General features: G+C 69.6%; 12 protein-coding genes. 7 read left to right on the forward strand and 5 right to left on the reverse strand.

Annotation, left to right across the window (positions count from 1 at the left end; all coding sequences use genetic code 11):
• Positions 1 to 20 precede the first annotated feature (20 nt).
• On the reverse strand, positions 21 to 1,667 hold the full coding sequence (locus ACWEH3_RS02140; protein WP_450017825.1) for a VanW family protein: 1,647 nt from the start codon (positions 1,665 to 1,667) through the stop codon (positions 21 to 23).
• Between the two features lie 564 nt (positions 1,668 to 2,231).
• Here ACWEH3_RS02140 and gnd point away from each other — a divergent pair.
• A complete protein-coding gene (gene gnd / locus ACWEH3_RS02145) occupies positions 2,232 to 3,260 on the forward strand; it encodes a phosphogluconate dehydrogenase (NAD(+)-dependent, decarboxylating) (protein ID WP_450017827.1) in 1,029 nt (342 codons plus the stop codon).
• A gap of 55 nt (positions 3,261 to 3,315) precedes the next feature.
• Here the strand turns inward: gnd and ACWEH3_RS02150 are convergent, their stop codons facing one another.
• Positions 3,316 to 4,638, reverse strand: coding sequence for an acetyl-CoA C-acetyltransferase (locus tag ACWEH3_RS02150; protein ID WP_450017829.1), 1,323 nt, complete (start codon positions 4,636 to 4,638; stop codon positions 3,316 to 3,318).
• A gap of 211 nt (positions 4,639 to 4,849) precedes the next feature.
• Here ACWEH3_RS02150 and ACWEH3_RS02155 point away from each other — a divergent pair, with 211 nt between their 5' ends.
• Both ACWEH3_RS02155 and ACWEH3_RS02160 read left to right on the forward strand, forming a co-directional pair.
• The gene (locus ACWEH3_RS02155; RefSeq protein WP_450017831.1) at positions 4,850 to 6,208 is read left to right on the forward strand and encodes a 3-oxoacyl-ACP reductase; all 1,359 of its coding nucleotides are present in this window, start codon (positions 4,850 to 4,852) and stop codon (positions 6,206 to 6,208) included.
• The gene (locus ACWEH3_RS02160; RefSeq protein ID WP_450017833.1) at positions 6,205 to 7,095 is read left to right on the forward strand and encodes a MaoC family dehydratase; all 891 of its coding nucleotides are present in this window, start codon (positions 6,205 to 6,207) and stop codon (positions 7,093 to 7,095) included. Before ACWEH3_RS02155 ends, ACWEH3_RS02160 begins: the two co-directional genes overlap by 4 nt.
• 115 nt (positions 7,096 to 7,210) lie before the next feature.
• Here ACWEH3_RS02160 and ACWEH3_RS02165 read toward each other — a convergent pair whose 3' ends face one another.
• The 3 genes from ACWEH3_RS02165 to ACWEH3_RS02175 all read right to left on the reverse strand — a co-directional run bounded on the left by ACWEH3_RS02165 (position 7,211) and on the right by ACWEH3_RS02175 (position 10,425).
• A complete protein-coding gene (locus ACWEH3_RS02165) occupies positions 7,211 to 8,356 on the reverse strand; it encodes a DUF5685 family protein (RefSeq protein ID WP_450017835.1) in 1,146 nt (381 codons plus the stop codon).
• 206 nt (positions 8,357 to 8,562) lie between these two features.
• Positions 8,563 to 9,162 carry a TetR/AcrR family transcriptional regulator gene (locus ACWEH3_RS02170; RefSeq protein ID WP_040870930.1) on the reverse strand — a complete coding sequence of 200 codons (600 nt, stop codon included), beginning with the start codon at positions 9,160 to 9,162 and terminating at the stop codon, positions 8,563 to 8,565.
• Positions 9,163 to 9,261: 99 nt separating this feature from the next.
• Positions 9,262 to 10,425, reverse strand: a complete 1,164-nt coding sequence (locus tag ACWEH3_RS02175) for a glycoside hydrolase family 3 N-terminal domain-containing protein (protein WP_450017837.1) — start codon at positions 10,423 to 10,425, stop codon at positions 9,262 to 9,264.
• Positions 10,426 to 10,599: 174 nt separating this feature from the next.
• On the opposite strand from ACWEH3_RS02175, the gene ACWEH3_RS02180 reads away from it, so the two are divergent.
• From ACWEH3_RS02180 to ACWEH3_RS02195, 4 genes are all read left to right on the forward strand, one after another.
• Positions 10,600 to 11,073, forward strand: coding sequence for a universal stress protein (locus ACWEH3_RS02180; protein ID WP_364424870.1), 474 nt, complete (start codon positions 10,600 to 10,602; stop codon positions 11,071 to 11,073).
• A 238-nt stretch (positions 11,074 to 11,311) separates the two neighbouring features.
• Positions 11,312 to 12,406 carry an isochorismate synthase gene (locus tag ACWEH3_RS02185; RefSeq protein ID WP_450017839.1) on the forward strand — a complete coding sequence of 365 codons (1,095 nt, stop codon included), beginning with the start codon at positions 11,312 to 11,314 and terminating at the stop codon, positions 12,404 to 12,406.
• A gap of 138 nt (positions 12,407 to 12,544) precedes the next feature.
• Positions 12,545 to 12,715, forward strand: coding sequence for a DUF2613 domain-containing protein (locus ACWEH3_RS02190; protein WP_450017841.1), 171 nt, complete (start codon positions 12,545 to 12,547; stop codon positions 12,713 to 12,715).
• A 4-nt stretch (positions 12,716 to 12,719) separates the two neighbouring features.
• Positions 12,720 to 13,267: alpha-(1->3)-arabinofuranosyltransferase domain-containing protein (locus ACWEH3_RS02195; RefSeq protein ID WP_452358251.1), on the forward strand; the 548-nt coding region annotated here is incomplete at its 3' end.

Consider the following 13,267-nt stretch of genomic DNA (forward strand, 5'->3'; position numbering starts at 1 on the left):
GTGTGCTCGGGGCTATTCCCTCACTCGCACTTGACGATCGGAATCGGGTCGTACTTCACCGTGCGGGTCTTGCGAGACACTTCGCGGCCGGTTTTGTGGTCGGTGATGACGCGGGTGTCGGAGATGGTGAAGCCGGGGCCACCTTCGGAGGCGATGCAGTCCTTGCCCTTGGGCAAGGTGACCGTGTTGGGTTCGGTCGGTTTGGTCTTCTCGCCGGTGATGGACTCGACGTCGACCGTCTTCGTGCCCCACAGTCGCACGGTGATCTCGCTGGCGGTCGCCGAGGTTTCGATGTAGATGCCGGTCTGGGTGTTGTTGCGGAATTCCAGGTCGATCACGCCGTCGAAGACGGTGGCCTCGCGGGCGGCGGGGTAGCGGGAGATGTAGTAGCTGTGCTCGGTGTGACCCGCGTCCTCCAGACCCGCGAAATACGCCGCGTTGTAGAGCGTGGTGGCGAACTGGCTGATGCCGCCGCCGACGGCGGTGCTCGGACGACCGTGGTCGATGATGCCGGACTCGACGTATCCCTCCGCCGTGCCGCGTGGACCAGTGAAGTCGTTGAGCGAGAACGTGTCTCCCGGCTTCACGATCGCGCCGTCGACCTTCTTGGCCACGGTGCGGATGTTGATCCCGGAGGGACCGCTGAAACCGCCGGTGGTGAACGATCCGACGGGTTCGACCACGCCGAGCCCCTGTGCGGCCTCGGTGGTCAGCTTCGGTTCGACCCGTTCGTAGACCACCTGCGCGGTCCGCTCGCCCGGCGCGGTCAGCAACGCGGTGAGCTGTTCGAAAGTCTTGGGCCAGTTGATCTTGTCGCCGACCACGGCGGGGACGACGGACGCCTTGCCACCCGACACCGCGAACGTCGCGTCCTTCGGTTCGACCTCCGTGGTGGCCAGTTGCGGCCCGAGTAGACCGATCGCGGCGTCCTGATTCACCGACGCGGCGAGACCGCCTTGCCCGTTCGGCGCGAAGGCCAGCACGGACGCGATCTGCTCCGGATCGAGCCTGCCCGAGGCGCCCTTGCCCGCGAACGCGATCGGCGAGCGCACCGCGGGCTGGGCGATCTCGCGCAGGGCCCTGTCGACGGCCTCCGGACGCACCTGCAGCGGCGCGGGGACGACGGGAAGATCCACTGTGACGCCGGTGACCCACCGCTCGGCCAGTTCCGTACGCGCGGCGGCGACATCGAGCACCCGGCCCGGAACCGGAGGCACCGCGACGGGTTCGGCATTGCGGAAGGTGATGGTGCCCTCGACCGACGGCCGGTCGTGCACCCCCAGTTCGGTGAGTTGGCGATCCAGGGCCGGTTCGTCGATCGCGCTGACGATCGACACTTCGCGGGTGGTGAAGAAGGAGGCGAGCCGGGTGAACGGGTTGAGCGGCTGGGAGCCGATCCGCGACCAGGTGGCGTCCCAGTCCACGGCCAGTCCGGCGGCGCTCGGCACGATGCGGGTCTGCACGTCGCCGATGCGCAGCGGCAGTTCGCGGCCCGCCCTGGGATCCAGTTCGGCGCGCAGCTTCGCGTCTGCCGCGGCTTTGTCCATGCCTCCGATGTCCACACCGGCGACGACGGTGCCACGCGCGACCTCGCCCGAGGACATCACCCAGTCCACCACGTAGCCGAGACCGGCGACCGCCAGCACCGCGCCTACCGCGATACCCACCCGGCGCACGACGGCGCTGTCCAGGCGTTTCGGTGGCGGGGGCGAGATCGGACGACGCGCAGGCGCACGTCGGGGTGCGGGCGGCGGGGGCCGCCTCCGGGTAGTTTGCAGAGGCTGGGTGAGCTGTTCGTCGCCGGTCCAAGCGACCGACCGGTCCGCTGCCTGGGGCCGCTCCGCCCCGAGAAGCTGGCGCCATCCGACTTCGCCACCAGCCTGTGGGCCGCGTCCTCCGGTGCTCGGCTGGCTCGTCACGAACCGTCCTCCCCGTTCGATTGAATTGTGGACCCGCACCGCTGCGCGTCCCTGCCAACGATAGTGGTCCACACCGACAGTGCTCGCCACAGCTCGGGCATAGCGCACATTCCGCGCGAAGAACCGGGTACACCACACAAAGAGGCCCGCGCAGTTGCCGGGTCGGGGGTCAGGCAACTGCGCGGTGCCGATCTGTTTATCGGGCTGTAGCGGGCGGCGTTACACCCGCGAACCGAACCGTGATCGATCCCACGCGGAAGAATCGAGACGACCCCGCCGCAAGACTTGGCATACACGAGGGAGATGGATGGCATGCAGCTGGGAATGATCGGCCTCGGCCGGATGGGCGCCAACATCGTGCGCCGCGTCGTCGAGGACGGACACACCGCCGTCGGATACGAGCGTCGCTCCTCGCACATCGATGAACTGCGCGCCGAGCTCGGGGAAGCCTTCCGGGGCAGCACCGACCTCACCGAGTTCGTCGGCATGCTGGAGACGCCGCGCGTGGTGTGGGTGATGATCCCCGCCGGGGCCACCGGGGCGGTGATCGAGCAGGTCGCCGAGCTGCTCGAACCGGGCGACATCATCATCGACGGCGGCAACAGCCGTTACCACGAGGACCTCGCGCGCGCCGAGCGCTTGCGGCCCAAGGGCATCCACTACGTGGACATCGGCACTTCGGGCGGCGTTTTCGGGCGGACCCGCGGCTTCTGCCTGATGATCGGCGGTGAGTCCGAGCCGGTGAAGCACCTGGACCCACTACTGAAATCCATCGCGCCGGGCCTCGGGGCGGCGGAGCGGACGCCGGGACGCAGCGGCGAGCCGTCCACGGCCGAGCTGGGTTATCTGCACTGCGGACCGGTGGGGGCGGGCCATTTCGTGAAAATGGTGCACAACGGCATCGAGTACGGGGCGATGGCCGCCTACGCCGAAGGGCTGAACGTCCTGCGCCGGGCCAACTACGGCGCCGAGCACACGGGCGAGTTCTCCGCGGAGGAGACGCCGCTGGAGCATCCCGAGTACTACCGGTACGACCTGGACATCCCCGAGATCACCGAGGTGTGGCGGCGGGGGTCGGTGGTCGCGTCCTGGCTGCTCGACCTCACCGCGGCCGCGCTGCACGCGGACCCGAACCTGGATTCCTACAGCGGCCGGGTATCCGACTCCGGCGAAGGTCGCTGGACGGTCGATGCCGCCATCGACACCGGCGTGCCCGTCCCTGTGCTGGCTTCGGCTTTGTTCGCGCGATTCTCCTCGCGGGACCAAGGGGTGTACGCGGACAAAGTCCTCTCGGCGATGCGCAAAGCGTTCGGCGGGCACCTCGAGCTGCCCGGCGAGTAGAGCGCGGCTGGTCCGACCGGAATTCCGGTCGGACCACCTCGCGGTGTGCGACCGGTCAGCGCTCGAGGATCGCCACGACGCCCTGGCCACCCGCGGCGCAGATGGAGATCAGCGCGCGGCCGGAGCCCTTCTCGGCCAGCTGCTTCGCGGTGGCGGCGACGATACGGCCGCCTGTCGCGGCGAACGGGTGACCCGCGGCCAGCGATGATCCGTTGACGTTCAGCTTGCTGCGATCGATCGAGCCCAGCGCGCCGTCGAGGCCGAGGCGCTCCTTGCAGTAGGCGTCGGACTCCCACGCGGTCAGGGTGGCCAGCACCACCGAGGCGAACGCCTCGTGGATCTCGTAGTAGTCGAAGTCCTGCAGGGTCAGGCCGTTGCGGGCGAGCAGGCGCGGCACCGCGTAGGTCGGCGCCATCAGCAGGCCGTCGGGGCCGTGGATGTAGTCGACCGCGGCGACCTCGCTGTCCACCAGGTGCGCCAGTACGGGCAGCTTGCGCTCGGCGGCCCACTCCTCGCTGGACAGCAGCACCGCGGAGGCGCCGTCGGTCAGCGGGGTGGAGTTGCCCGCGGTCATGGTCGCGTCACCGGCTTTGACGCCGAAGACCGGCTTCAGCGTCGCCAGCTTCTCGATCGAGGAGTTCGGCCGCAGGTTGTCGTCGCGGGTCAGGCCGAGGAACGGCGTGATCAGGTCGTCGAAGAAACCGCGGTCGTAGGCGGCCGCCATGTTCTTGTGCGACAAATAGGCCAGCTCGTCCTGCGCCTCGCGCGGGATGCCGAATTCCTTGGCGGTGATGGCGGCGTGCTCGCCCATGGACAGCCCGGTGCGCGGCTCGGCGTTGCGCGGGATCTCGATGCCGAGCATGCTCGGGCGCAGCTGGCCGACCAGCTTGAGGCGGTCTTTGTTGGTCTTGGCGCGGTTGGCGTCGAGCATCCACTCGCGCATGCCCTCGCTGACGCCGATCGGGGCGTCGGAGGTGGTGTCGGTACCGCCGCCGACGCCGGCTTCGATCCGGCCCGCGGCGATCGCGTCGCCGACGGTGACGATCGCCTGGAGTCCGGTGCCGCAGGCCAGCTGCAGGTCGTGCGCCGGGGTGTAGGGGCTGAGCTTGCTGCCGAGCACGCTCTCCCGGATCAGGCCGTGCTCGCCGACCCGCTTGAGCACGGCGCCGCCGGCGACCATGCCGAGCCGCTCGCCCTGCAGGCCGAAGCGGCTGACCAGCCCGTCCAGCGCGGCGGTGAACATGTCCTGGTTGGAGGCGTGCGCGTACGCCTTGTCGGAGCGAGCGAACGGAATCCGGTTGCCACCGACGATCGCGACCGGGCGGGTGGTCCTACCGGTCTTGGCGGCACTCTTCGCCGAACGGGCTTTGCTAGTCACTCGAGTCTCCAAGGTCTCGTGGATGGGTGTCCCGGCGGCCCGGTGGAGCACGGACATCTCCGCGCTGCTCGGCGCCCCGTCGCGGTTGTTTACATTAAACTTACTCTGGAGTAAGTTTAATGTCGACACGTACCCCCGCAAAAGTGCGCCAGCAGACCACGCCGGGGCGATACCCAGACCCGAGAGCCAGAACTCAGAAAAGGTAGGAATAGTGGCAGCCAGCAAGAGCAAGGGTGCTCCCAACCTCTATGGATCGTTCGTACACTCCGCGCCTGGCGCGTTCCTGGCCGGCAAGCTCGGCCTTCCGAAGCCGGAGAAGCTGCGCCGCTACGTCAAGGGCGAGCCGCCGCTGTCCGGGCCGGTGCTGATCGGCGGCAAGGGCCGCGTCGCCGAGCCGGTGCGCGCCCTGCTGTCGGACTACACCTTCGCCGACGCACTGAGCCAGGGCACCAAGTACGGCGCCCTGGTGTTCGATGCCACCGGCATCGGCACCATCGAGGATCTCTCGCAACTGTTCGAGTTCTTCCAGCCCGCCCTGCGCAGCCTCACCCCGTCCGGGCGCATCGTGGTCATCGGCACCACTCCCGAGCTGGCTTCCGGCATCGACGAGCAGATCGCGCAGCGCGCGCTGGAGGGCTTCACCCGCTCGGTGGCCAAGGAACTGCTGCGCGGCTCGACCGCCCAGCTGGTCTACCTGCACCCGGAGGCGTCCGCGGCGGCGACCGGCCTGGAGTCGACCCTGCGCTTCCTGCTCTCGGCCAAGTCGGCGTTCGTCGACGGCCAGGTCATCCGGGTCGGCAAGGACGACGCGAGCGCGCCCGCCGACTGGGATCGCCCGCTGGACGGCAAGGTCGCGGTGGTGACCGGCGCCGCGCGCGGCATCGGCGCCACCATCGCCGAGGTGTTCGCCCGCGACGGGGCCCAGGTGATCGTGGCCGACATCCCGGCGGCGGGCGAGGCGCTGTCGCAGACCGCGAACAAGGTGGGCGGCACCGCGCTCGCGCTCGACGTCACCGCGCCCGACGCGGCGGAGAAGCTGGCCGAGTTCGCCACCGAACGTTTCGGCGGCATCGACATCGTCGTGCACAACGCGGGCATCACCCGCGACAAGCTGCTGGCGAACATGGACGAGGGCCGCTGGAACGCGGTCATCAACGTCAACCTGGCCGCTCCGCACCGGATCACCGAGGGGCTGGTGGCCAAGGGCGCGCTGAAGGAGGGCGGTCGCGTGATCGACGTGTCCTCGATCGCGGGCATCGCGGGTAACCGCGGGCAGACCAACTACGGCGCCTCCAAAGCGGGCGTCATCGGCATGGTGAACGCGGAGGCGCCGAAACTGGCGGAGAAGAACATCACCATCAACGCCGTCGCGCCGGGTTTCATCGAGACCGCGATGACCGCCGCCATCCCGCTGGCCACCCGGGAAGCGGGCCGGCTGATGAGTTCGCTGCTGCAGGGCGGCCAGACCGTCGACGTCGCCGAGACCGTCGCCTACTTCGCGAGCCCTGCGTCGAGCGCGGTGACCGGCAACGTCGTGCGGGTCTGCGGTCAGAGCCTGATCGGAGCATGATGGCCCAGGCTCCGGCAGGCAAGGAGAAGACCCAGGTGATCGCCCTCACCGAACCGCCGAAGAACAACCGCCTGTTCGTCAAGGCCGCGCTCGGCGCGGTGCCGCTGCTGTCGGCGCGCAAGCCGACGCTGCCGGACCGGGCCGTCCGGCTCGACGGGCTGCGGGTGGACCCGGATCATCTGGCCGCCTACTGCCGCGCGACCGGTCTGCGGTTCGGCGACGCGCTGCCGCTGACCTACCCGTTCATCCTCACCTTCCCGCTGGCGATGCAACTGGTGGTGGCCCGGGACTTCCCGTTCGTCGCGGTGGGCGCGGTGCACGCGCAGAACGTCATCGAGCGCACCCGCGAGATCTCGGTGAGCGAGCCGCTGGACATCCGCACCCACGTCGAGAACCTGCGCGAGCACCCGAAGGGCCTGCTCGTGGACGCGATCAGCGACGTGAAGGTGGGCCGGGAGGTGGTGTGGCACCAGGTCACCACGTTCCTGCACCAGCAGCGCACCTCGCTGTCGGGCGGGCCGAAGCCGGAGCCCAAACCGGAGGAGGTTCCGCCGCCGCCGCTGCGCACCCTGCGGGTGGATCAGAAGACGATCACCCGGTACGCGGCCGCGTCCGGTGACCACAATCCGATCCACACTTCGGCATTGGGTGCCAAGGCGTTCGGCTTTCCGCGATCGATCGCCCACGGCATGTGGTCGGCGGCGACGATTCTCGGCGCGGTCGAGGGACGCATTCCGGAGCAGACCACGTACTCGGTCAAGTTCGGCAAGCCGATCCTGCTGCCCTCCGCCGTCAACCTGTACGCCGATCAGGTCGAAGGTGGTTGGGATCTGGCGCTGCTCCACCCGAAGAAGGGGTACCCGCACCTGACGGCGACCCTGCGCTGAACGTTCCGCGAAGCCGCATCCCGATTCCCACGAATCAGGATGCGGCTTCGCGCTTTTCAGCGAGGTGGGCCGTGCCTTTCGCACGGGAGCGGCCCGCTCGCCGCTCGAGCACGGATCAGCAGTCGCAACCGCAGTCGCAGCAATTGCAATCCCCGCAATCGCAGCAACTGCAATCACACCCGCCGCAATCTCCGCAATCTCCGCAGTCGCAGTTCTTGATCCACGCGTCCTTGCGTTCGCCCGTGCACGGTTGCGTGTGGTCGGCGCAGCACGCGTAGCCGGTGCAGTAAGCGCCCAGGATGAGCGCGAGAGATTCACCGATGCCAGGGCGACGGGTCGGCGGGCGGTGGCGGGTTCCGTGCGCGTGGGCGCGGATGTCGGCCCCTTCGGGCGACACCGAGCAAGTGTGGGCGGCGAACGCGCCGAGCCCGCCGCCGAGCCGCCGCAGCACCGCGGTCAGGGGGTCGAGCAGCATCCAGCGTACGGTGGGAACCCGGCTGAGTTCGGCCGCCGCGACGGCCGCGCGCAGGCGCGAATTCGACTGCCGCATCAGGTCGTACGCCTCGGGCATGCTGGTTCCGGTAGCCGCGAGAGGGTTGAAGCGGCCGTGGGCGGCGTCATCGTCGTAGTCGGTCACGGCGTCGGCCAGATGCGCGATCCGGCCGAACTGCCATCCCGCCTCCCGCAGCGCGTCGACGTTGTCCATGCGGTCGGCCAAGACGGCTGTGTGCGCGAAGAACTCCGACGCGCACAGCTGAGTGGGTGCGGTCAACCGGTCGATCGGGTCGGCCGACGGCGACATCGCAGAACGCCAATGCGAGGACTGGGCAAGGGATTCCGGCGCGAATGCCGTCCCGCCCACGGCGACCAGCTCCTTCGCCTCCTGCTCCAAACGCACCTGCGCGGCGAGCGCCGCGACGAGCGGCTCGACGTCCAGACCGATCCGGGCCGCGCCCGCGCGAGCCTCCCGGTGCCATCGCGTCGCGGCTTTCGCCAGCGGCCCGCGCGCGAGCGCGACCACCTCACCGTCGTCCACGTGATCGCGAATCTTGGCCGCCGCCAACAACAACGACGCGGTGGTGGCGAGCTGGACGCCGGGCGCGCCGGCGGCGACCACCGACGCGCGGCGCATTCCGCGCAGCGGGCACGGCGCCGCGGTGGTGCGCGCCGCCGGTCCGGACTGGGCCTCGGTGAGCATGCTCAGCACCAGCGCGTCCTTGTTGGTGGTGGCGCGGGCGAGCTGACCGTGCCCGTCGCGCAAGCCGAGACACAAACCGCACAGATGCGCCCGCCATTCGGCCGCATCGATTCCATACTTCTGAGCGCCGTGCGCGCACGGCCTGAGCAACCCGAACAATTCCGCCCCGTTTCTCCCCGGCTCTTCGGACGAGCCGGTCCGCGCTATGCGAACTCACGCACTTTGGCAGGAGGGCGGCGCGGAAGCAACCGATCCGGGCAATGGGCGGGCTACTCGGTCTTCTTCCGGCCGGCGAGACCGCGCCAGGCCAGATCGTCGAGCAGGTCGACGGCCTCGGCGACCTCGATCCGGCCGCTGGCCAACCGGTCGGCGATGGCCTCGCCCGCGCCGATCACGGCGACCGCGACGACGTCGAAGTTCGTCCCCGGCTCAGCGTGCTTGGCGCTGGACTCCAGCAGCTTGGCGGTCAGCTCGATGACGCGTTCGCGCGCGTTCTCGATCTCCGAGGCGAACGCCTGCTGGCCGATGGCCTGACGGTAGAGCACCTGCCAGGAGCGCCGGTTGCGGTCGACGAAGCCGAGGAAGCCCTCCAGCGCGGTGCGCACCTGCTCGTGCGGCGTGAGCAGCGGGTTGCCCGCGGGCGCGACGGATTCGATGAACCGCAGCCCCTCGCGCTGGATGCAGGCGCGGAACAGTTCGTCCTTGGAGCCGTAGTACAGATACAGCATCGGCTTCGAGATCTTCGCCTCGGCGGCGATCGCGTCCATCGACGTGTCGTGGAAGCCTTTACGCGAGAAGACCTCCACGGCGGCGTCGAGCATCTGCTGCTCGCGTACCGCCCGCGGAAGCCGCTTCGTACCGCCCGCCATCCACACTCCTACCACAGGTGAATCTCATATATTACTCCAAGGTAAGTTCCGGCGGTCCGATTTGCTCACCAGTCGCCCGACCCGACCGTGCGGCGCGCCTCAGCAGCGCGGCAACGCACCTTTGTACGCGGCCAACCGCAACACCGAAGCATCCACCTGGGCCATCGGCAGTCGCCCACTCGAAACTGCCTGCTCCAGCCGGTCGAGCACCTGGGGCACCGCGTCGGTGGTGATCCACAAGGCGCTGTCCGCGCCGGCGACCAAGGCGGCCTCGACGGCGTCCTCGATCGACATCCGGCTGGTGATCGCGGCCATGCCACCGAGATCGTCGGTGAAGATCGGTCCCTGGAACGGCGCGGCTCCGTAGCCGGTGCCCTCGCGCAGCAAACGCATCGCTTCCGGGCTGATGCTGGCCGGGACGTTGGGTGTGGTCAATCCGGGCACGTCGAGGTGACCGACCATGACGGCCGCGCCCGAGCCGATCAGGTTGCGGAACGGCACCAGATCCGTGTTCTGCATCTGGTCCAGCGGCGGAGTGCGCACCGTGCCGGTGTGCGAGTCGCCCGAACCGGATCCGTGACCGGGGAAGTGCTTCATCACCGTGCCGACGCCGACCTCGCGCATGGCGCGGATATAAGCGTCCGCGTAGCGGGTGACCACCTCCGGGTCGTCGGAGAAGGAGCGGTCGCCGATGACGGAGTCGTCCGGCTGGGAACTGACGTCGACGTCGGGAGCGAAATCCACCGTCACACCGAGATTCTTCAGCGCGCGCCCCCTGGTCAGCGTGGCGCTATAAAACTCATCGGGGCTCATGGTCTGCGCCGTTTGCCGCGCCGAGGGCGCCGCGCCGATCAGGTCGCGCACCCGGGAGACCCGGCCGCCCTCCTCATCGATGGTCACCATCAGCGGCACCTTGGCAGCCTGCTTCACCTGCTCGATCTGGCCGGACGCGAGCAGCGCCTGGTCGGTCCAGCCGCCCACGAAGATGCCGCCGATCTGCTCGTTGCGCACCACATTCGTGGCGTCGGCCGCGCCGGTGACGCCGACCGTCAGCAACTGGGCGAGCTTCTGGCGGGTGGTGAACTGCGCGAGGTATCCCGCGTTGCAGTCCGGCGGCGCCGAGCTGGTGACGGGGACCGCGGCGGTGGTCGCGTCCGTGGTGGTGGTTGTGCTCGATGGGGCCGACTCGGTGGAGCCACCGTTCGAGCAGGCGGTCGCGACCGCGGCGAGTACGGCGAGGACGAGCAGAGGCGTCTTCCGCATAGAGGTCAACCGTACTCGCCGCGACGTGCGCGACCGCAGTCGCTACGTCCCTACCGAGCAGGCAACTCGGATGCGGCCGCGAATCCGCAGGTAGAACCCCGAAAACAAGCGCTTGACGCGAGCCTCCAAGGGTAATCTCGAGGTGTCGCCGTGCGTCCTTTCCAGGAGGTCATCGTGCCCTGCGATCTGATGCTCATCGCCTACGACGGCTCCGAGAACGCCAAGCGCGCTGTCGAATACGCCGGGCGATTCCTCACCGCCGACCGGGCCATCGTGCTCACCGCCTGGGAGCCCATGGTGCGGCAAGCGGCTCGCCTGTCCGGGCTGTCGGGAGTGATGCAACCGGAATGGGTGCCGGACGACGAGATCGAGGACATCGCCTACGTCGACGCGCGCGCCATCAACGCCGAGGGCGTGCGGCTGGCCGAACTGGTGGGTCTCAACGCCGAGGCGCGCACCGCCGAATGCGCCACCACCATCTGGAACGCCATCGTCGACTGCGCCGACGAGCTGGACGTCGACATCATCGTCGCGGGCACCCGTGGCGCCACCGGCATCCGCGCGCTGCTGCACAGCAGCGTCGCGGACGCCGTCCTCAAGCATTGCCACCGCCCGGTCCTGCTCGTCCCGCCCGGCAAGAACTCGTGATCGCACTCGCGTGAGATCTGGATCGCTCCACCGCTGTGGGGCGCGGCGACCGGGCTACGCGTACCTCCGCCTTCGCTGCGGCCATGCCCGTTAGGCGTACCTCCGCCTTCGCTGCGGCCATGCGCGGGCTGAGGACGGACTCCGTCCGACAGCGCCCGTTAGGCGTACCTCCGCCTTCGCTGCGGCCATGCGCGAGCTGACGACGGACTACGTCCGACCGCACCATTAGGTTGGGGGCATGGATGGGTTCCTGCTTGCTCGGGCCGACGGGGTTGTTCGTGGTCATGGGACCCGGGTCTGCTTCGACGACGCGCGACGAGCGCGGGCGGCGCTGCTGGACGGCAGTGCGCGGCTGGTCGTCGGCGCGCTGCCCTTCGATCCACGGGAGCCTGCCGCGCTGAGCGTGCCGGAGCGCGCCGTGCACACCGCTGGTCCATGGCGGCCCGCCGCGTTGCCCGACCTGCCGCCGGTGCGCGTGGTGACCGAGGTCCCGAACCCGGCCGAGCATGTGGCGCGGGTGACCAAGCTGGTCGAGCGGCTCAACGATCCCGCGCAACCGCTACGCAAGGTGGTCGCGGCGCGGTCGGTGCTGGCCGAGGCGCAGTCCGCGCTCGACCCGGAAGTCGTCGCGGGACACCTGCTGACCCGGCATCCGCACGCGAACGTCTTCGCGGTCGATCTCACCCCCGCCGGACGCCCCGGCGCGACGCTGGTCGGCGCGACGCCCGAAGTGCTGATCGCCCGGCAGGGCGACACGGTGACGCTGCGCCCACTGGCGGGCACCGCGCCACGGCGGGCCGATCCGGAAGCCGACGCCGCTCAGGCCGGGGAACTGCTGGCGAGCACCAAGAATCGGGACGAGCACGCCTTCGTGATCGACTGGATCCGCGAGCGGCTCGGGCCGGTCTGCGCCGAGCTGTCGATTCCGGAGAGCCCGGAACTGATCAGCACCCATGAGGTGTGGCATCTGGCGACACCCGTCACCGGGCGGCTGCGCGACAGCACGATCACGGCATTGGACCTGGCGCTGCTGCTGCACCCCACACCCGCGGTCTGCGGCACCCCCACCGACCTGGCGCTGGACACCATCACGCAGCTCGAGGACGACCGCGGCTTCTACGGCGGCGCCGTCGGCTGGTGCGACGCCGACGGCGACGGCGCGTGGGTGGTCGCGATCCGCTGCGCGGAACTCTCGGCCGACGGTCGCGCGGTGCGTGCGTACGCGGGCGGCGGCATCGTCGCGGCCTCCGACCCGCAGGCGGAACTCGACGAGACCACCGCGAAACTGCGCACCCTGCTCGGCGCGTTGCACTGCGCTCTCCCCGCCCGCTGACCCGGCCGCTTTCCGGGCAGTCCGTCGGTCGGCCGGGGCGCGTCCAGCGGAGATTCGGCGGCCTGAACGCATACAAATACCGGACGCCCTGCTAGGTTGGCCGGGAACGTGCCTGCATCGACGTATTGGAGTACCGCGATGAAGTTTGCTGTCCCGGGTGTTGCGAGTGCCGTCGCGGGCGCCGTGCTGGGCGTGCTCGGCGTCTTCCTCATCACCATGGCGGTCCAGCAGAACTCGCGGCCGGAGATCGATCGCAGCGGCGACAAGGGCTCCTCGCTGCTGAACAACGTTGAGTACGGCAGCCGCTGACCCGCTGACCTCCGCTTCACCCGCCGACTCGCTCGGATCGTCCGGGGCGCCGGGGCAGCACAGCACCGCGCCGCTGGGCAGACGTTGGTTCGCCGCGACCGTCGTCGTGGCGTTCCTGCTGACCTTCGTGCAGGCGCCCGGCCTCACGGTCGCCGACACGAAATACGACCTGGCGCAGAATCCGCTCGGCTTCCTGGAACGCGCGAGCCATCTGTGGAGCAGCCAGGCGCCGATGGGCCAAGTGCAGAACCAGGCCTACGGCTACTTCTTCCCGCACGGCGCGTTCTTCTCGCTCGGCCATCTGCTGGGCGTGCCCGCCTGGGTGACGCAGCGGATCTGGTGGGCGCTGCTGCTGCTCGCCGGATTCTGGGGGATCGTGCGCCTGTGCGAGGCGCTCGGCATCGGCACGCGCGGCTCACGCGTCGTCGCCGCGCTCGCCTTCGCGTTGTCGCCGCGGGTGCTGACCACCGTCGGGTCGATCTCCTCGGAGACGCTGCCGATGATGCTGGCGCCGTGGGTGCTGCTCGCGCCCGCCGCGCTCGGCGTCGCCGG

Source organism: Nocardia sp. NPDC004718 (genome assembly GCF_053601535.1).